Raw genomic sequence first — 18,426 nt, 5'->3', positions numbered from 1 at the left:
AGCAGAGGGCGCGGATGCAACGCATAACGATACTCGGCGCAACTGGCTCCATCGGAATTTCTACCCTGGATGTGGTGGCACGTCATCCCGACCGCTATCGGATTCATGCGCTGACAGCGCATAGCAAGGTCGACGAACTCGCTGCGCTGTGCGTGCGGTTTCGCCCTGACGCTGCGGTGGTCGGTTCGCCAGAAGCGGCACAAACCCTGACGGCATTACTCAAAAATCTGGGTGTTCCAACCGAAGTCAGCCATGGCGAAGAGGCCTTGTGCGCCGTCGCCAGCAGCGCCGGGTGCGACACGGTCATGGCAGCCATTGTCGGTGCCGCCGGCCTGGCACCCACGCTGGCAGCGGCTCGTGCCGGAAAAAAAATCCTGCTCGCCAACAAGGAAGCGCTGGTCATGGCCGGGCAGCTGTTCATGGATGCGATTGCCGCCAGTGGATCGACCTTGTTGCCGATCGACAGCGAGCACAATGCGATTTTTCAGTGCCTGCCGCAACCGTATCAGCGCGATCCCGACCACCATGGTATTGCCAAAATCTTGCTGACCGCATCCGGTGGCCCTTTCCTGCATCGTGATGTGGCCACGCTCGACAGCGTCACACCCGACCAGGCCGTGGCGCATCCGAACTGGGTCATGGGCCGCAAGATTTCGGTCGACTCCGCCACCATGATGAACAAGGGTCTGGAAGTGATCGAAGCGCACTGGTTGTTCGGGGCCAGTGCCGACCGGATCGAGGTGGTGATCCATCCCCAGAGCGTGATCCATTCGATGGTGTCGTATCTGGACGGCACCGTGCTGGCGCAACTCGGCAATCCCGACATGCGCACGCCCATTGCCCATGCGCTGGCGTATCCGGAGCGCATCGCTTCCGGCGTTGCACCGCTCGATCTGACCAAGCTCGCCAATCTCGAATTCCACGTACCCGACCTGGAGCGCTTCCCCTGTCTGCGGCTGGCGTATGATGCCCTGGCGGCTGGCGGAAGTGCACCGGCCATCCTGAACGCTGCCAATGAAGTCGCTGTCGAGGCGTTTCTGGATGGTCGCATCGGCTTTCGCCAGATCGATCAGCTGATCTCCCGTGTCATGCATGCCGCTACGCCGGAGGCGGTGGCGGATATCGCGGGTCTGTTCGAGCAGGACAGGCATGCCCGCCAACTGGCCAACGCATTTCTGACAACATGACACTGATACAAACGATATTGGCTTTTCTGGTGGCGCTTGGCTCGCTGGTGATCATTCACGAGCTGGGCCACTACTCGGTCGCGCGCCTGTGTGGCGTGAAGGTGCTGCGTTTTTCGGTGGGTATGGGAAAAGTCATTTACTCGCGCAAGGTCGGCCCGGATCAGACCGAGTGGGCCATTTCGCTATTGCCACTCGGTGGTTACGTCAAAATGCTGGACCAGCGTGAACAGCCCGATATCAAACTCAGTCCCGAAGAGCTCAAGCGCGAATTCACCCATCAGTCGGTGTGGCGTCGCATCGCCATCGTCGCAGCCGGTCCGATCGCCAACTTCCTGCTGGCGATCGCCATCTTTGCCGGACTCTATATGTACGGCGTTCCTGAGCCCGCAGCCAAGTTGCGCGCACCGGCCGAACAATCGGTGGCCTATCAGGCGGGCGTGCGTGGCGGTGAAATGGTGACCGCGATTAATGGTGCCGCCATCAACAGCTGGGCAGACGTGCGCTGGAAACTGGTGCAGCTGTCGGTTGAAAAATCCTCCGCAAAACTCGACCTGCAGCGAGCCAATGATGGCCCGTCCGGTGGCTCGCGTATCACCACCGTCACGATTCCGGCCAGTGCCCTGGGAACCGATGACCTGGAAGGTGATTTCATGGGCAAGCTGGGCCTGGCGCTGGCCCGATCAAAAACCGTGCTGGGCCAGGTCGACGCGGCCGGCGCCGGCCAGCAAGCCGGTTTGAAAACGGGTGATACGGTCGTCGCGGTCAATGGCACGCCGGTGGCCGATGGCGATGCCTTTGTCAAACTTGTGCAGGCCTCGCCCGAGACGCCATTGCAAGTGGCGGTGCTACGCGCAGGACAGGAATTGGTGCTGGTTGTTACGCCAGCAAAGATTGTGCGGGAGGGGCGCAGCATTGGCCAGATCAAGGTCGAGATTGCCAGCGGCGTCGAAATGGTGACGTTGCAGGCGGGGCCGATCAAGGCACTCTCGCAAGGCGTGGTCCGCACCTGGGATAGCAGCATCCTGCAACTCAAGATGCTCGGCAAGGTCATTACCGGTGAAGCGTCGATCAAGAATATTTCAGGACCGATCACGATTGCCGATTATGCGGGACAGACCGCACGTATCGGCTTGATCACGTATCTGGGTTTTATTGCTGCCATCAGCATCGGTCTTGGCGTGATGAACCTGCTCCCCATACCGGTTCTGGATGGGGGTCTTTTGCTGTATTATTCGCTGGAAGTTTTTACCGGTCGTCCTGTTTCCGAGCGTGTCGGTCAACTGGGCCAGCGTCTTGGCATCGGACTCTTGATGACGTTGATGATGGTCGCTGTTTTTAACGATATTGCCCGTCTCATTTCCTGACTTTCGACCTGCTTTGTGCCACGAGTGCCCGGCCCAGCATCGAACTTGCATTGAACTTAACTATAGCCAATGAAATTACATTCCGCGCGTCACCTCCTGCCAGTCTCACCTCGTCGCCTTGTCGCCCTTGCTGCCTTCGCCCTGTGTTCCGGGCAGGCGCTGGCTGCGGCGCCATTCACCGTCAAGGATATCCGGGTTGAGGGTATCCAGCGTACCGAGGCAGGTACGGTATTCAGTTATTTGCCAGTTCGCGTCGGCGAAACCTTCACTGATGAAAAAGGCTCTGCCGCCATCAAGGCTCTGTATGCCACGGGCTTCTTCAAGGATGTCCGCATCGAAGCCGATGGCGATGTACTGGTGGTGCTGGTCGAAGAGCGTCCGGCAATCGCTGCTGTCGACTTTACCGGCATCAAGGAGTTTGATAAGGATCAACTGAACAAGGCACTCAAGGACATTGGCCTTGGCGAGTCACGTACCTATGACAAGTCGCTGGTAGATCGTGCAGAGCAGGAACTCAAGCGCCAATATCTCGGCCGCGGCCTCTACGGTGTGCTGGTAACGACGACAGTGACACCGATCGAGCGCAACCGCGTCAACATCACCTTTGCGGTGGACGAGGGCGAAACCGCCCGTATTCGCCAGATCAATGTGGTCGGCAACAAGGCCTTCGGTGACAGCGAAATTCGCAGTCGGTTGGCGTTGTCCACACCGGGCTGGTTCAGCTGGTACACCAAGTCCGACCAGTACTCCAAACAAAAGCTGACCGGTGATATCGAAGCGCTGAAATCGTTTTACCTGAATCGTGGCTACCTCGAGTTTCAGGTGGAATCGACCCAAGTCTCCATCTCGCCAGACAAAAAAGACATTTACATCACGATCAATATCAGCGAAGGCGAGAAGTACACCGTCTCGGCTGTAAAGATCGAGGGCGAAACCTTCGGCCGCGAAGAAGAGTTGCAAAGTTTGTTGTTGCTCAAGCCGGGCGAATTGTATGCAGGTGACAAGCTTACTGCCAGCGTCAAGCGTATTTCGGAGCGCATGGGTAACTTCGGTTACGCCTTCGCCAATGTGAATGCCAATCCCCAGATTAATCGCGAGAAAAAAGAAGTCGCATTTACCATCCTGATTGACCCGGGCAAGCGCGTCTACGTGCGCCGGATCAATGTCGCCGGTAACACCAAGACCCGCGATGAAGTCGTGCGTCGTGAGTTCCGCCAGTTTGAAAACTCGTGGTACGACGGTGAAAAAATCCGCCTCTCCCGCGACCGTGTCGACCGTCTTGGTTACTTCAAGGAAGTCACGATCGACACGCCGGAAGTCACGGGCACCACCGACCAGGTCGACATCAACATGGCCGTCACCGAAAAGCCGACCGGTAACATCCTGATCGGCGCCGGTTTTTCCAGTAGCGAGAAGCTGACCCTGACCGGATCGATCCAGCAAGCCAATGCATTCGGCAGCGGCACGACCATCGGTCTCGATGTCAACACCAGCAAGCGCAACCGCACCATTGCGCTGTCGCAATCCAACCCGTATTTCACCGATGACGGTGTGAGCCGCAGCTACGAGACGTTCCTGCGTACCACACGTCCGCCGGACATCAATACCGGCGATTACCGGGTCCAGCAGCTGGGCGCGAACATGAAATTCGGTGTGCCGTTCTCCGAATCCGATACTGTCTTCTTCGGTGCTGGCGTCGAGCGTACCCGTGTCGAAACGTTCACGGGCGATCCGCTGCATAACGACAGCCCGGAGCTCTACAAGACCTACGTACGCAATTTTGGCGATGGCACCAATGCCGTAACCAACAGCTTTCCATTGACCATCGCATGGCAGCGTGACAGCCGAGATAGTGCGCTGTCCCCGTCGGCCGGGCGTTACCAGCGCGCCAACCTCGAAATAGCACCAATCGGCGACCTGAAATATTACCGTGCGATTTATCAGCACCAGTATTTCCTGCCATTGTTCCGGACGATCACGCTGGCGACCAACGGCGAGCTCGATTACGGTCGGGGTTTCGGTGGCAAGGCGTATCCGATCTTCAAGAATTTTTATGCGGGCGGTATTGGGTCCGTACGTGGCTACGACAGCTCGTCGCTTGGACCAAAAGCACTGAATGGCGATCCATTGGGTGGCTCGTCGCGGTTGATCCTGAACGCCGAACTGCAGTTCCCGTTCCCGGGTTCGGGCGCGGATCGCAGTTTGCGCTGGTACACCTTTGCCGATGCCGGTAATGTCTACGCGGACCGCGAACGCATCACCGTCTCGGCGTTGCGTTATTCGGTCGGTATCGGTATCAGCTGGATATCTCCGGTCGGTCCGCTGCGGTTGAGTTACGGTAAGCCATTGAATGCGAAGCCGGAAGATCGCCTGCAAAGCTTCCAGTTCCAGCTTGGTCAGGGCTTCTGATCAGAGTGGCATAATCATCTATTTGTAATCCGGAGAAACGCCTTGAAGTTACCGATATCATCTTCGACTGCGATGCGGCTCGTCGCAACTTTGGGCCTGTGCATCGCAGCGTCAGCACCGGCAAAGGCGCAGGAAGCGCGGATCGGCTTTGTCAACACCGAGCGCATTTTTCGGGAAGCGACGCCGGCAAAGTCGGCTCAGGTAAAGATCGACCAGGAATTTTCCAAGCGCGAAAAAGAGTTGCAGGATGTCGCGGCGCGGCTCAAATCGTTGTCCGAAAAACTGGACAAGGACGTGGCGGTTATCGCGGAGTCGGACCGTATCAAGCGGCAACGTGAACTGACGGACCTCGACAAGGATTTCCAGCGCAAGCAGCGTGAATTCCGTGAAGACCTGAACCAGCGCAAGAACGAAGAGCTGGCTGCGGTCCTTGAGCGCACGACGCGTGTCATCAAGCAAATTGCAGAAGCCGAGAAATACGACATCGTGTTCCAGGATGCCGTGTATGCCAGTCCGCGCATCGATATCACGGACAAAGTGCTCAAGGCGCTCAACAAATAATTTTCACGAAAGCCATCATGAGTATTCGACTGGCTGAACTGGTCGCACGCTTCGGTGGCCAGTTGATTGGTGATGCCGACCTGCTGGTCAGTGGCATTGCGCCACTCGATCAGGCGAGCAGCGCGCAGCTGACTTTTCTGACCAACCCGAAACTACGTGCCGCTGCGGCGCAAACAAAGGCGGCAGCGATCATTCTTTCTGTGTCCGAGAATGCGCTGCTGGGTGACGTCTACGCCGGCGCTCGTCTGGTGGACGACAATCCGTATGCCTACTTCGCCCGCGTTGCCCAGCTATTCGCAGCGCAAAACGCACCCGCAGTCATGCCCGGCATTCATCCGAGCGCCTGCGTTGCTCCCTCTGCCATGATTGCCAGTAGTGCCAGTATCGGAGCGCATGTCGTGATCGAACATAACGCGGTCGTGGGATCGAACGCGCTGATTGAAGCCGGCTGCTTCATCGGGCGCGGCGCAAAGGTGGGTGCCGATACGCATTTCCATGCGCGCGTGACGTTTCAGGCAGGTTGCGAAATCGGCGCACGCGGCATCATCCACTCGGGTGCCGTGATTGGCTCGGATGGTTTCGGTTTCGCCAACGAACGCGGCGCCTGGATCAAGATTCCGCAAACCGGACGGGTCATGATTGCCGACGATGTCGAGATCGGTGCCAACACCTGTATCGACCGTGGAGCGCTGGCCGACACCATCATCGAAGAGGGCGTCAAGCTCGATAACCAGATCCAGATCGGTCACAACTGCCATATCGGCGCCCATACCGCGATGGCCGGGTGCGTTGGTATTGCCGGCAGTGCAGTAATCGGAAAATATTGTACTTTCGGTGGTGCGGCGATGGTGTTGGGTCACCTGACTATCGCTGATAAAGTACATATTTCGTCCGGCAGCATGGTGACGCGATCGATCCTCGAACCTGGCCAATACACCGGCTTTTATCCATTGGCAAAGAATGCCGATTGGGAAAAAACTGCAGCCGTAGTGCGTAATTTAAGCAAGATGCGTGAGAAAATCCGCCAGCTGGAAAAAACCGTCAAATCGATTACCGAAAAGAACAATGAATAGCCTCGACATCAATCAAATCAAACAGTACCTTCCGCACCGTTATCCCATGTTGCTGGTGGACCGCGTGCTGACCTGGGAGTCGGGCAAGACCATCACGGCAATCAAGAACGTGACAGCCAACGAAGAGTTTTTCAGCGGGCATTTTCCGCACAAGCCGGTGATGCCTGGTGTACTGATGATCGAAGCGCTGGCACAAACTGCCGCGCTGCTGTCATTCCTGTCGCTGGGTCAGAAGCCGGACGAAAACAGTGTCGTGTATTTCCTCGGGATCGATGGTGCGCGTTTCAAGCGTCCGGTCGTGCCCGGCGACCAGATTCGCATGGATGTTGAAATCCTGCGCCACGCACGCGGCATCTGGAAATACAAGGCCCGTGCCACCGTCGATGGCCAGCTGGCGGTCGAAGCCGAGCTGATGTGCACCATGCGCAGCGCCAGTGATGCCACCCAGGCAGCGGTGCCGTAATGGGAGTGAGGATTCATCCGACGGCATTGGTCGATCCGCTGGCAGACCTCGACAGTACAGTGGAGGTGGGGGCGTTTTCGATCATCGGTCCCCATGTCCGGATCGGAGCCCGTACCAAAATTGGTCCGCATGTGGTCATCGATGGCCACACTTCGATCGGCGAAGACAACACCTTCTTCCAGTTTTCATCGATCGGTGCGCCGCCGCAGGACAAAAAATATGCGGGTGAGCCGACGCGTCTTGAAATCGGCGACCGCAATACCGTGCGTGAATTTTGTACCTTCAATATCGGTACCTCCCAGGACGTTGGCGTGACCCGTCTGGGGAGCGATAACTGGATGATGGCGTATGTGCATCTGGCGCATGACTGCCAGATCGGCAACCACACTATTTTTGCCAACAATGCGCAGCTGGCGGGACACGTGCAGGTTGGCGACTGGGCCATCATGGGCGGATTTTCAAACGTCCATCAGTTCTGCAAGATCGGCGCCCATGCGATGGTTGGCATGAGCACCAGCCTGACGCAGGATGTGCCACCGTTTGTAATGTTGTCTGGTAATCCGGCAGCTGCCCACGGCATCAATGCCGAAGGTCTGAAGCGACGCGGTTATACCCGCGAGCAAATCAGCGCGATTCGCAATGCGTACAAACTGATCTATAAATCCGGACTCACAATGGAGCAGGCCAAAGCCGCGCTGCTCGCCGAAGAGGCGAGTGCAGAGCCGGAGTGCCTGCCGGCGCTGGCGCTGCTGCGTACCTTCCTGGAAAATACCAGCCGTGGCATCGTCCGCTGACCTCGTGAGCGCACCCATCATTGCAATGGTTGCCGGCGAAAGCTCCGGCGACCTGCTCGCCAGTCGTTTGCTGGCCGGGTTGCGGCCACAACTGCCAACTTCGCGCATGCACGGCATCGGTGGCCCGCACATGGCCGAATACGGTTTCACGAGCGACTGGCCGATCGAAAAACTCTCCGTGCGCGGCCTGTTCGAGGTGCTGGCTCACTATCGTGAAATCACGAACATCCGCAATTCGCTGCGCGCCGGCCTGGTCGTCGAGCGGCCGTCTGTCTTCATCGGTGTCGATGCACCGGATTTCAATCTCGGCCTGGAAACCGACCTGAAAAAAGCCGGCATCCCGACCATGCATTTCATCAGTCCCTCCATTTGGGCCTGGCGCGGTGGCCGGATCAAAAAAATCGAACGTGCCGTCTCGCACATGCTGGTGGTGTTCCCGTTCGAGGAAGCCATTTATCGCAATGCAGGCATACCGGTGACCTATGTTGGTCACCCGCTGGCAGAAATCATTCCGATGCAGCCCGACGTTGCGGCCGCTCGCACGGCGCTGTCGTTGCCGGTATCCGGCCCGGTCGTCGCGATCCTGCCGGGTAGCCGGATGTCGGAACTGAAGTACAACACCGCAGCGTTTGTCGCTGCTGCTGCCTTGCTGCTCAAACGCGAACCACGCATGCGCATCATTGCACCGATGGCCGGCGAAGCGCAGGCGCGTTATTTCACTGAAGTGATTGCCGCAGCGGGCTTGTCGGACGTGCCCATTGATCTGCTGCAGGGGCAGTCCCATCTGGCGATGGCCGCAGCCGACGCCGTGCTGGTGGCGTCGGGTACGGCATCGCTGGAAGTGGCGCTGTTTAAAAAACCGATGGTGATTGCGTACAAGATGTTGCGCGCCTCCTGGGAAATCATGCGGCACATGGGTTACCAGCCGTGGGTCGGCTTGCCGAATATCCTGGCCCAAGAATTCATCGTGCCGGAACTGCTGCAACAGGCAGCAACGCCGGAAGCGATGGCGCAGGCGTTGTGGCAGCAACTCGATGATCATGCCGGTCGTGCAACCCTGGTCGCGCGTTTTACGGCGATGCATCACGCGCTGTTGCGCGACACTGCACAAGAAAGCGCCAACGCAGTGCTGACGTTGATTGACCAGTCGCGCACGCCATCGTCATCAACATACCGTTCGCCACCGTGATCATGAATTCCGCTGCGCTGCCCTTGTTCGACCATGGTGCTGAGTTGATTTGTGGCGTCGATGAAGCCGGTCGCGGTCCGCTGGCCGGGCCGGTCTTCGCGGCGGCCGTCATCCTCGACCCGGCCCACCCGATCATCGGCCTGCGCGACTCGAAAAAGCTGAGCGAGGCGCGTCGTGATGCGCTGGCGCTGGAGATCAAGGCGCATGCATTGGCGTGGTCGATTGCAGAGTCTTCGCATGAAGAAATCGATGCGATCAATATTCTTCAGGCCTCCATGCTGGCCATGAAACGCGCGGTCGAAGGATTGTCGATCGTGCCGACGCTGGCGTTGATCGATGGTAATCGCTGCCCGGTCATGGCGGTGCGCTCCGAAGCCATCGTCGGCGGCGACGACAAGGTCGATGCAATTTCGGCGGCCTCCATTTTGGCCAAGACGGCGCGCGACGCCGCTCTGATGGTGTTGCATGCGCAATATCCGTTGTACGGATTCGACCGGCACAAAGGCTATCCGACCGCACTGCATCTGGAACGGCTGCAGTTGCATGGCGTGACACCGATTCATCGCCGCTCGTATGCACCGGTACGCCGGATTCTGCTGGCGGGCAAATCATGAAGCCGATCAGCTCGCGGGATAACCCGCTGTTCAAGGAACTCAAGCTGCTTGCCACGAGTTCACAGGCGCGACGCAAAGCAGGGCGTACCTTGCTCGATGGCGTGCATTTGTGCGAAGCGTATTTGCAGCATCTTGGCCTGCCGCCGATGTGCATCGTTAGCGAAAGCGCTTCCGTGCATCCGGAAGTGGTGCCACTGCTGATGCAATGCGAAGCCGGACGCGTGCAATGCATCGTCTTGCCGGAGGCGTTATATCAGGCGGTGAGCCAGGTCGAGCATGGCATTGGCCTGATGTTCGTCATCGACACGCCGGCTATCGAAGTGCCAGCCACTCTCACAGGGTCGGCCGTACTGCTCGATAATTTGCAGGACCCCGGCAACCTGGGATCGATCCTGCGTAGCGCCGCCGCGGCCGGTATTGAGTATGTGTTCTGTAGTCCGGGCACTGCGTTTGCGTGGTCACCCAAAGTCTTGCGCGCCGGAATGGGGGCACACTTTCTGCTGAAGATCATTGAGAACACCGATCTGGCTGCAGTGATTCGTAACGCCAGCGTCACGGTACTGGCGACCAGTTCGTATGCGCAAGAGCGCGTCTACGACGTCGACCTGACACAACCGGTTGCGTGGCTGTTCGGTCACGAAGGGCAGGGCGTCGCTGACGAGTTGCTGGAACTCGCCACGCATCGGGTCGCGATTCCGCATCTTGGCGCGATGGAGTCGCTGAACGTGGCGGCTTGTGCTGCGGTGTGTTTTTTTGAGCAGGTGCGGCAGCGGGAAGCTGGTTCGGCGAAGTCACAACGGCATTTGCTGGGTTGAATCCCGGATCTGGATTTCCATTCGACGATAGCGTGCAATAAAGTTCTGTTGCACATCGATGGGCCGTATCACCCACCGTCCTGCACGCCACCGAAGGTCATCGCCATCTGACGCAACGACATCAAAAGCTCACCCGTCTCAGCCTCGAACCGTTACATCCCTACCACCTAGTTTCTCAGGCAAACTTGCTCCCACACCCCGAACAAAACTTGGCCGCCGACAATTGCGGCACCCCACACTCACTGCAAAATTTATCCGCTGGAGTTTGCGTGGCCGATGGCATCAAATTCTGCAGCGTCTGCGTCACCGATGCCTGATCTGCACCCTGACTGACCTGCATCGCCGCGATCTTGCTCAGGTCCTCCGGATTGGTCGGTGCCACAAACATCGACCGCGCCCGGGCAAAGGCCGACAGGTGATCGGCCAGACCTTTGGTGGTTTCACTTTGCCCATTCATGCCGGTAATCCAGCGCTTCGCATCCTTGCCGAATACCACCGATTCAACCCGCGCTGTCCACACGCGCATGGTCATTGAATCGACATGAATGCCATTGCTTTCGGTGCGGACGGTGCTGGAAAAGTCATTGCCCAGTCGATTGCGCGCAGTGGTGTATTGGCCAGACAATTCCAGCCAGATAATCTCGGATACAAAGTCAAACCGACCCCAGAGTTTTTCCGACGCCTGGAAGCAAAAACGCCCGACCGAGAAGGCCACGAGGGCAAACGTCAGATTGGTGCTGATCGACATGTCCAGGGTTTCGCTTTCGAAGCGATAGACCAGCAACAGCAAGGCTGCTGCGCCAGCGCACAGCAGCAGCGTACCAAATAGATTGAGGTAGACCAGCCATCGACTGCGTGCGCCGGCCAACGCGCTCGACAAGGAGAGTGGTGCCATTGTCTGTGAAGGCATTGGTTGGGTTTCTTCGACGATTTCACCTGTGAAACTGCCGGTCGCCGTATCAGAGTTGATCACGGGATCAATCCGGCCATAGCGTCGGTTGGGAATTTTCTCGACCCATTTTTGCTGCATCACGCGGTCGAATTCATTGATGATCTGGGCCGGATGCGTATTGATGTTCAGGCTCATCACTTCGCAGGTCATGTTGGTGGCTGGCGGCACCGAGAGCTGGCGGATCAATGCAGCAAAAAACAGGGCAACCGAACAAAGCGATGCAAGTAACAGAAACAGCGCCTGCCAATGCAGCGTCAGCCACGACAGCCGGGGCAGCGAGCTGGCAAAAAAAGCCACGATGACCGGGCCCAGGATCGAGGCCACGAACAGCACGATGATGCCGGTTTCGTTCACCGCTGACTGTTTTTTCTGGTCGGATGTCATGGGCCTGAGCACCAGCCAGGAGGCAAACACAAAGTAGAACAAGCCGACCCATTCCGCTGTTTGCGGTCGTGCAAAACCCAGCCATGCCACCAGCAACGAAATTAGCGTGAAGGCGATCAGCAAGCCATTGCGGAACTGCACCTGGGCCAGTTGCTGAACCGGTAATGGCGCGAGGATCAGTCGCGGAAAACGGTCGTACAGTAATCCGTTCAGTGCGCCTACCGGTTCCGGAAAACTCAGGGTGCCGCGCCGCAGGTCTTCTTGTACCACTTCAATCTGATGCGATTTTCCGATGACGCCGTTGGCCAGTTCGGGTGCAAGCCCGACCGGGAGTGCCCGTCCGAAGAAAAAGCGCAAACGGGTCATGCCGATCGCGGCACAGCGAATGCCGTAGCCAATGAGTAATACTCCGGCGATCAGCGGAACGACGAATTTCGCACTCATGCCTTCGAGGTTGCTGCGCGCCGCCAATAACGCGAGCACGCCGCACGCCAGATAGACAACGCTGATGGTGAACTGAAATACATTTTCTACCCGATACGGGTTGGGCAGTTCGAGGCGCTGACTCTCTGAGCTGTAATCGTAGGCCATCGGTTCAGGTCTTTCGGAGAAGAGTGACGGGATTCACCAGCGGCATCGCTGCGTTGGCGTGGTGGGGGTATCTGCTGTTTGCCGAGAGCCAGCCTATCAATAGGCGCGTTTGTCGGATTTGATTTCCTGCAGGATCATGGTGGCAATTTCCTCGATCGACTTGGTGGTCGATGACATCCACTGGATACCTTCCCGCCGCATCATGGCTTCGGCTTCGTTGATCTCGTACCGGCAATTTTCCAGCGACGCATATTTGCTGCCAGGACGGCGCTCATTGCGCACTTCCGACAGGCGGTCCGGTGCGATCGACAGGCCAAAGATCTTGTCCTTGAATGACAGCAAACCGCTGGGCAACTTGCCCCGCTCGAAGTCTTCCGGTATCAGCGGGTAGTTGGCGGCCTTGATGCCGTACTGCATGGCCAGGTACAGCGTGGTTGGTGTCTTGCCGGAGCGCGACACACCCACCAGGATCACATCGGCCATGGCCAGATTCTTGTGAGATTGGCCGTCGTCGTGCGCCAATGAAAAGTTGATGGCTTCGATGCGGTTCTTGTAGTCATCGGAATCCGCAATATTGTGGCTGCGGCCAACCGTGTGGGTCGATTTGACGCCAAATTCCTGTTCCAGCGGGATGACGAAGGTATGGATCAGGTCCATTACCATGCCATTCGATGCTTCAATGATTTTTGATAACTCGGCCTGGATCAATGTAGAGAAAATGATGGGCCGCTTGCCTTCCGCCTTGAATGCGTCATTGATGCGTCGCGCCGCATCATGGGCTTTGTCGACGCTGTCGATAAACGGCATGCGGATTTGCCTGAAGCGCAGGTCAAACTGGGTCAGGACCGCGTGACCAAAAGTTTCTGCCGTAATTCCTGTTCCGTCGGAGACAAAAAATACGGTGCGATCAATTGCCGTAAGTTGGTGTGCAGTAAGTTCAGGTGAGTTCATAGTCTGTAGGTGCGAAAAAGTCAGGGTGGCGAAGGTCAAATCAAGTTGCAGCGGGTAAAATGGCCGCCAGAGTGAATGCCGGCTGGTCTTGTCAATAACGACAAAGTGTAAAGGCCAACCCGGCACGCGTGCAGATTTCTTATCATCAAGTAGAGGTAGTTATGTCCAACGCATCACAAACAGGAGCATCTGCAGAGACAAGTTACGTCGTCTCTTTTGAAAATTTGCGCATGACGGATGTGGATTCCGTCGGTGGCAAAAACTCGTCACTGGGTGAAATGATCAGCCAGCTCGCTGGTGCCGGCGTCCGCGTCCCTGGTGGTTTCGCAACGACGGCCCAAGCCTTCCGCGATTTTTTATCCTATAGCGAGAACGGTAATCCTACGCTGGCTCAGCGCATTGCCGACCGTCTGGTGTCACTGGATATCGATGACGTGCGTGCACTGGCAGCTGCCGGACACGAGATCCGCGAATGGATCGTCGCCACACCTTTCCAGCCACGCCTGCACGCCGAGATCGATACGTTCTATCAGCAACTGGTGGCGGATTCGTCCAGCGAAATGTCGTTCGCCGTGCGTTCATCGGCAACCGCAGAAGACTTGCCGGATGCCTCATTTGCCGGTCAGCAGGAAACTTTCCTGAACGTTGTCGGGATCGATAACGTGCTCGAAGCCATGAAGCACGTCTTCGCATCGCTGTACAACGACCGTGCCATTTCCTACCGTGTTCACAAGGGCTTCACACATGCTGAAGTCGCCTTGTCGGCAGGCGTTCAGCGCATGGTGCGTTCCGATCTCGGTGCTGCCGGCGTGATGTTTACGCTCGATACCGAATCCGGTTTCCGTGATGTGGTGTTTATCACCTCCAGCTATGGCCTGGGCGAAACCGTGGTGCAGGGTGCCGTCAATCCTGACGAATTCTATGTGCACAAGCCGATGCTCGAAAAAGGCAAATTACCTATCATTCGCCGCAATATCGGCTCGAAGCTGATCAAGATGGAATTCACCGGCGAAGCCAAGGCTGGCCGCTCGGTCAAGACCGTCGATGTACCGATCGAAATGCGTAACCGCTATTCGCTGGATGACAACGAAATCGTCGAGCTGTCCAAATATGCCGTCATCATCGAAAAGCACTACGGTCGCCCGATGGATATCGAGTGGGGCAAGGATGGTCGCGACGGCAAGCTGTACATCCTGCAGGCGCGTCCGGAGACCGTCAAATCACAACAGAAAGCCACTGACGCGCAACAGCGCTTCAAGCTCAAGGGCAGCAGCACAGTACTCGTTCACGGTCGTGCGATTGGTCAGAAGATTGGCGCCGGTCCGGTCCGTGTGATCCACGATGCGGCAGACATGGAACGCGTCCAGCCGGGCGATGTGCTGGTCGCCGACATGACCGATCCGAACTGGGAGCCGGTCATGAAGCGCGCTGCAGCCATCGTCACGAACCGCGGTGGTCGCACCTGTCATGCCGCGATCATCGCGCGTGAACTCGGCGTACCAGCTGTGGTCGGTTGCGGCGATGCGACCGAGATCCTGAAAGACGGCACGTTCGTGACGGTGTCCTGCGCAGAAGGCGACGAGGGCAAGATCTATGACGGCCTGCTCGAAACCGAAATCACCGAAGTGCTGCGCGGCGAACTGCCGAAGCTGCCGCTGAAGATCATGATGAACGTCGGTAACCCGCAACTCGCGTTTGATTTCCAGTCGATCCCGAACAACGGTGTTGGCCTGGCGCGTCTTGAGTTCATCATCAACAACAACATTGGCGTTCATCCGAAAGCGATCCTCGAGTATCCGAACATCGATGCCGACCTGAAAAAAGCTGTCGAGTCCGTCGCGCGCGGTCACGCGTCGCCGAAGGCGTTTTATGTCGACAAGCTGGCTGAAGGCATGGCGACCATCGCCGCGGCGTTCTGGCCCAAGCCAGTGATCGTGCGTTTGTCGGACTTCAAGTCCAACGAATACAAGAAGCTGATCGGTGGATCGCGCTACGAGCCGGACGAAGAAAACCCGATGCTGGGTTTCCGCGGCGCAGCCCGCTATCTGTCGGCCGATTTTGCCGAGTCGTTCGAAATGGAATGCCTGGCCATGAAACGCGTGCGCAATGACATGGGCCTGACCAACGTCGAGATCATGGTGCCGTTCGTGCGTACGCTCGGGCAAGCTGAAAAGGTCGTCAATTTGCTCGGCAAGAATGGGCTGAAGCGCGGCGAAAATGGCCTGCGCCTGATCATGATGTGCGAAGTGCCATCGAATGCGATTCTGGCCGAACAGTTTCTCGAATTCTTTGACGGTTTCTCGATCGGTTCGAACGACCTGACTCAGCTGACGCTGGGTCTGGATCGTGACTCCGGCATGGAACTGCTGGCGGCCGACTTTGACGAGCGTGATCCGGCCGTGCGTGCCTTGCTCTCGAAAGCGATTGCGGCTTGCCGTGCAGCAGGCAAGTACATTGGTATTTGCGGCCAGGGGCCGTCCGACCATCCTGACTTCGCAGAATGGCTGATGCTGGAAGGGATCGAATCGATTTCGCTCAATCCTGATTCGGTCATCGATACCTGGCAAAAACTGGCGTTGCTGAAAAAAGCGGATTGAAAATCTGAAGTGTCAGTCAGGTTAATGCAACTACCAATTCTGGAAATTGCCTTAATATGAAACAAACCCCCGGGGCACTCGTGGCGCCGGGGGTTTTCTTATTTTCGGGGGAGAAAAGCCGTGGCGCAATGGATGATGTGGCTGGCAGCAGCAGGGACGCTGGTGATTCTGGAAATTTTTACGGGTACGTTTTACTTGCTGATGATCGCTGTCGGCCTGTCTGCCGGCGCACTTGCCGGATACCTGGGGTTGTCTGCTCCGGTCCAGTTCGTTGTAGCTGCAGTCGTGGGGGTGATTGCCACCGTGGCACTGAGTCGCAGCAAACTTGGCAAGGCCAGTCGTGCTCACGCTTCGCGTGACCCGAATGCCAGTCTGGATATCGGCCAATCGGTCACCATCGACGCGTGGCATACCCCCACGGGGGGCAAGCCCATGGCACGCGTGATGTATCGCGGTGCCATGTGGGATGTCGAATATGCCGGTGCCGGCACGCCTGCCGCCGGCGTTCATCACATCATCGAAATTCGCGGTAGCTGCTTGCTGGTATTGCAGGCTCATCCGGCTCCCCACACCGCATCCGATCCACAACCAATGAGGTAATCCATGGAATTCAGTTTCGGTAGTGTCTCGCTAATCATCTTCATCCTCGCAGTCGTGTTTGTGATGAAGACCATCAACGTCGTTCCACAGCAGCATGCACTGGTCGTCGAGCGGCTGGGCAAGTACCACACCACACTCACGCCGGGTTTGCATATCGTGATCCCGTTCATCGACCGGGTCGCCTACAAGCACATCCTCAAGGAAATTCCGCTCGATGTGCCGCCGCAGGTATGTATCACCAAGGACAACACACAGCTGCAGGTCGACGGCATCCTGTATTTCCAGGTAACCGATCCGATGCGCGCATCGTACGGCTCATCGAACTATATCAACGCCATCACGCAGCTGGCACAGACCACGCTGCGCTCGGTCATCGGCAAGATGGAGCTCGACAAGACCTTCGAAGAGCGCGACCACATCAACACCACCATCGTCAATGCGATCGATGAATCGGCGGCGAACTGGGGTGTGAAGGTGCTGCGTTACGAGATCAAGGATCTGACGCCACCGAAAGAAATCCTGCATGCGATGCAGGCACAGATCACGGCAGAGCGCGAAAAACGGGCATTGATTGCCGCGTCGGAAGGACGCAAGCAGGAGCAAATCAATATCGCGACCGGTGAGCGTGAGGCGTCGATTGCCAAGTCGGAAGGGGAGAAGCAGGCATCGATCAATCGCGCCCAAGGTCAGGCTGCAGCGATTCTTGCATTGGCTGAAGCGAACGCCGAAGCGCTGCGCAAGATCGCCTCCGCCATTCTGTCACCGGGTGGCTCGGATGCGGTGAACCTGAAGGTGGCGGAGCAGTATGTAGCAGCCTTTGCGCAGCTGGCCAAGACCAATAATTCGATTATCGTGCCAGCCAACCTGAGCGACATCAGCGGGCTGATTGCGGGCGCCATGCAAGTCGTGAAGTCACAGCAAAAGGTCTAGAAAGTGGCGAGGGTAACGTTTGTCTGATGACCGCCGGAAGTGCTGACGGATTGGCCTGCTCGCCGATACTTTCTGCACCGTAATATGCGAAGATTGCGCCGGGGAGCAACATTCGTCATGGCGCTATCGCCAGGACAGTGCCCCGACGGCCATCAGGCCATGCGCCTCGGCGCGGGCAGCCATGCTCGCAGCCGGGGCGACATAATAAAAACGGAGACCATCAATGCAAAACAGGAATGAACGAACTTGCCCGGCAATCACGCTGCGCAAAGTGGCAGTGGCAGTAGCCGCCTTAGCGCTGGCGGGAGTTGCCTCCATATCGTTCGCCCAGGCACCTGCCGAGGCTAAGCCCAAGCGGATGACGCAGCTCACCATGGAAAATGTACCGCCCCAGTCGCGCGCGCTGGCGGAGGAAATCGTCAAGATTTCCAGCGTGGGCCTGGCGGGTCCGTATAACGTCATGTTGCGCAGTCCGGTCTTTGCCGAGCGCATGAAGCGCTTGCTCGACTACCTGCGTTTCGATACCTCACTCCCGAAACGCCTGAACGAATTTGCCATCCTGATCCAGGGCCGGCTATGGACTTCGCAGGTCGAGTGGTATGCGCATTACCCGCTGGCGTTGAAAGCCGGTCTGCCGCAATCGGTGGCCGATGACCTGAAGGCCAACATCCGGCCCCGCGGCATGCAACCGGACGAAGAAATCGTCTATGACATCAGCATGGCGCTGGCAAATCAGCACACGGTAAGCGATGAATTGTTCAAGCGCGGCGTGGCCATCCTCGGCGAGCAGCAGCTGGTCGACCTGGTGGCGGTGAGCGGCACCTACGTCACTGTTGCCATGTTGCTGGAATTGGGCGGGGAATCGTCACCGGCGGACAAGCCGCTGCCATTCCCGGAAAAGCCGCGCTAAGCGGCGTTGCAATTGATCGCGGTGGCGCCGTGCAACGACGGT

At 57.7% G+C, this 18,426-nt stretch carries 16 protein-coding genes; 14 read left to right on the top strand and 2 right to left on the bottom strand.

From position 1 onward, the window contains the following. Positions 1 to 14: 14 nt before the first annotated feature. The 10 genes from ispC to ABD720_RS15165 all read left to right on the top strand — a co-directional run bounded on the left by ispC (position 15) and on the right by ABD720_RS15165 (position 10,469). The gene (ispC, locus tag ABD720_RS15210) at positions 15 to 1,187 is read left to right on the top strand and encodes a 1-deoxy-D-xylulose-5-phosphate reductoisomerase (protein ID WP_344764411.1); all 1,173 of its coding nucleotides are present in this window, start codon (positions 15 to 17) and stop codon (positions 1,185 to 1,187) included. Beyond that, positions 1,184 to 2,551: an RIP metalloprotease RseP gene (gene rseP, locus ABD720_RS15205; RefSeq protein WP_344764409.1), complete on the top strand. Its 1,368-nt coding sequence runs from the start codon at positions 1,184 to 1,186 to the stop codon at positions 2,549 to 2,551. Before ispC ends, rseP begins: the two co-directional genes overlap by 4 nt. Positions 2,552 to 2,620: 69 nt before the next feature. Beyond that, complete coding sequence (bamA, locus tag ABD720_RS15200; protein WP_344764406.1) at positions 2,621 to 4,960, top strand: outer membrane protein assembly factor BamA; 2,340 nt, start codon at positions 2,621 to 2,623, stop codon at positions 4,958 to 4,960. 72 nt (positions 4,961 to 5,032) lie between these two features. After that, positions 5,033 to 5,521: an OmpH/Skp family outer membrane protein gene (locus tag ABD720_RS15195; protein ID WP_344764530.1), complete on the top strand. Its 489-nt coding sequence runs from the start codon at positions 5,033 to 5,035 to the stop codon at positions 5,519 to 5,521. 17 nt (positions 5,522 to 5,538) lie between these two features. After that, complete coding sequence (gene lpxD, locus ABD720_RS15190; RefSeq protein WP_344764404.1) at positions 5,539 to 6,594, top strand: UDP-3-O-(3-hydroxymyristoyl)glucosamine N-acyltransferase; 1,056 nt, start codon at positions 5,539 to 5,541, stop codon at positions 6,592 to 6,594. Continuing rightward, positions 6,587 to 7,057 (top strand): 3-hydroxyacyl-ACP dehydratase FabZ, encoded by a 471-nt coding sequence (gene fabZ / locus ABD720_RS15185; protein ID WP_344764402.1) that lies wholly within the window; start codon positions 6,587 to 6,589, stop codon positions 7,055 to 7,057. The genes lpxD and fabZ overlap by 8 nt, the downstream gene beginning before the upstream one ends. Further along, positions 7,057 to 7,851 carry an acyl-ACP--UDP-N-acetylglucosamine O-acyltransferase gene (gene lpxA / locus ABD720_RS15180; RefSeq protein ID WP_344764400.1) on the top strand — a complete coding sequence of 265 codons (795 nt, stop codon included), beginning with the start codon at positions 7,057 to 7,059 and terminating at the stop codon, positions 7,849 to 7,851. Before fabZ ends, lpxA begins: the two co-directional genes overlap by 1 nt. A 25-nt stretch (positions 7,852 to 7,876) precedes the next feature. Next, on the top strand, positions 7,877 to 9,040 hold the full coding sequence (lpxB, locus tag ABD720_RS15175) for a lipid-A-disaccharide synthase (RefSeq protein WP_344764528.1): 1,164 nt from the start codon (positions 7,877 to 7,879) through the stop codon (positions 9,038 to 9,040). A 2-nt stretch (positions 9,041 to 9,042) separates the two neighbouring features. Then, the gene (rnhB, locus tag ABD720_RS15170) at positions 9,043 to 9,654 is read left to right on the top strand and encodes a ribonuclease HII (protein WP_344764525.1); all 612 of its coding nucleotides are present in this window, start codon (positions 9,043 to 9,045) and stop codon (positions 9,652 to 9,654) included. Next, positions 9,651 to 10,469, top strand: coding sequence for a TrmH family RNA methyltransferase (locus tag ABD720_RS15165; protein WP_344764398.1), 819 nt, complete (start codon positions 9,651 to 9,653; stop codon positions 10,467 to 10,469). The genes rnhB and ABD720_RS15165 overlap by 4 nt, the downstream gene beginning before the upstream one ends. A 175-nt stretch (positions 10,470 to 10,644) precedes the next feature. Here the strand turns inward: ABD720_RS15165 and ABD720_RS15160 are convergent, their stop codons facing one another. Beyond that, on the bottom strand, positions 10,645 to 12,396 hold the full coding sequence (locus tag ABD720_RS15160; RefSeq protein WP_344764396.1) for a zinc ribbon domain-containing protein: 1,752 nt from the start codon (positions 12,394 to 12,396) through the stop codon (positions 10,645 to 10,647). Between the two features lie 96 nt (positions 12,397 to 12,492). Then, complete coding sequence (gene ppsR / locus ABD720_RS15155; RefSeq protein WP_344764394.1) at positions 12,493 to 13,347, bottom strand: posphoenolpyruvate synthetase regulatory kinase/phosphorylase PpsR; 855 nt, start codon at positions 13,345 to 13,347, stop codon at positions 12,493 to 12,495. A gap of 161 nt (positions 13,348 to 13,508) precedes the next feature. Between ppsR and ppsA the strand changes: the two genes are divergently transcribed. The 4 genes from ppsA to ABD720_RS15135 all read left to right on the top strand — a co-directional run bounded on the left by ppsA (position 13,509) and on the right by ABD720_RS15135 (position 18,384). Next, positions 13,509 to 15,944 (top strand): phosphoenolpyruvate synthase, encoded by a 2,436-nt coding sequence (ppsA, locus tag ABD720_RS15150; RefSeq protein WP_344764391.1) that lies wholly within the window; start codon positions 13,509 to 13,511, stop codon positions 15,942 to 15,944. A gap of 120 nt (positions 15,945 to 16,064) precedes the next feature. Then, entirely contained in the window at positions 16,065 to 16,544 is a 480-nt protein-coding gene (locus ABD720_RS15145) for an NfeD family protein (RefSeq protein WP_344764388.1), read from the top strand. Positions 16,545 to 16,547: 3 nt separating this feature from the next. Beyond that, positions 16,548 to 17,474, top strand: coding sequence for an SPFH domain-containing protein (locus tag ABD720_RS15140; RefSeq protein WP_344764385.1), 927 nt, complete (start codon positions 16,548 to 16,550; stop codon positions 17,472 to 17,474). A gap of 223 nt (positions 17,475 to 17,697) precedes the next feature. Next, on the top strand, positions 17,698 to 18,384 hold the full coding sequence (locus tag ABD720_RS15135; protein ID WP_344764383.1) for a carboxymuconolactone decarboxylase family protein: 687 nt from the start codon (positions 17,698 to 17,700) through the stop codon (positions 18,382 to 18,384). Positions 18,385 to 18,426 lie beyond the last annotated feature (42 nt).

Source organism: Actimicrobium antarcticum (genome assembly GCF_039536745.1).
Classification (GTDB): Bacteria; Pseudomonadota; Gammaproteobacteria; order Burkholderiales; family Burkholderiaceae_D; genus Actimicrobium; species Actimicrobium antarcticum.
The sequence above is the reverse complement of the archived record's forward strand: the minus strand, read 5'-3'. Positions and strand labels throughout refer to the sequence as shown.

Excerpts from the sequence above, each read along its gene's own strand:
- ispC (WP_344764411.1), top strand. The coding sequence starts at position 15 with ATGCAACGCATAACGATACTCGGCGCAACTGGCTCCATCGGAATTTCT.
- rseP (WP_344764409.1), top strand. The coding sequence starts at position 1,184 with ATGACACTGATACAAACGATATTGGCTTTTCTGGTGGCGCTTGGCTCG.
- bamA (WP_344764406.1), top strand. The coding sequence starts at position 2,621 with ATGAAATTACATTCCGCGCGTCACCTCCTGCCAGTCTCACCTCGTCGC.
- ABD720_RS15195 (WP_344764530.1), top strand. The coding sequence starts at position 5,033 with ATGCGGCTCGTCGCAACTTTGGGCCTGTGCATCGCAGCGTCAGCACCG.
- lpxD (WP_344764404.1), top strand. The coding sequence starts at position 5,539 with ATGAGTATTCGACTGGCTGAACTGGTCGCACGCTTCGGTGGCCAGTTG.
- fabZ (WP_344764402.1), top strand. The coding sequence starts at position 6,587 with ATGAATAGCCTCGACATCAATCAAATCAAACAGTACCTTCCGCACCGT.
- lpxA (WP_344764400.1), top strand. The coding sequence starts at position 7,057 with ATGGGAGTGAGGATTCATCCGACGGCATTGGTCGATCCGCTGGCAGAC.
- lpxB (WP_344764528.1), top strand. The coding sequence starts at position 7,877 with ATGGTTGCCGGCGAAAGCTCCGGCGACCTGCTCGCCAGTCGTTTGCTG.
- rnhB (WP_344764525.1), top strand. The coding sequence starts at position 9,043 with ATGAATTCCGCTGCGCTGCCCTTGTTCGACCATGGTGCTGAGTTGATT.
- ABD720_RS15165 (WP_344764398.1), top strand. The coding sequence starts at position 9,651 with ATGAAGCCGATCAGCTCGCGGGATAACCCGCTGTTCAAGGAACTCAAG.
- ABD720_RS15160 (WP_344764396.1), bottom strand. The coding sequence starts at position 12,396 with ATGGCCTACGATTACAGCTCAGAGAGTCAGCGCCTCGAACTGCCCAAC.
- ppsR (WP_344764394.1), bottom strand. The coding sequence starts at position 13,347 with ATGAACTCACCTGAACTTACTGCACACCAACTTACGGCAATTGATCGC.
- ppsA (WP_344764391.1), top strand. The coding sequence starts at position 13,509 with ATGTCCAACGCATCACAAACAGGAGCATCTGCAGAGACAAGTTACGTC.
- ABD720_RS15140 (WP_344764385.1), top strand. The coding sequence starts at position 16,548 with ATGGAATTCAGTTTCGGTAGTGTCTCGCTAATCATCTTCATCCTCGCA.
- ABD720_RS15135 (WP_344764383.1), top strand. The coding sequence starts at position 17,698 with ATGCAAAACAGGAATGAACGAACTTGCCCGGCAATCACGCTGCGCAAA.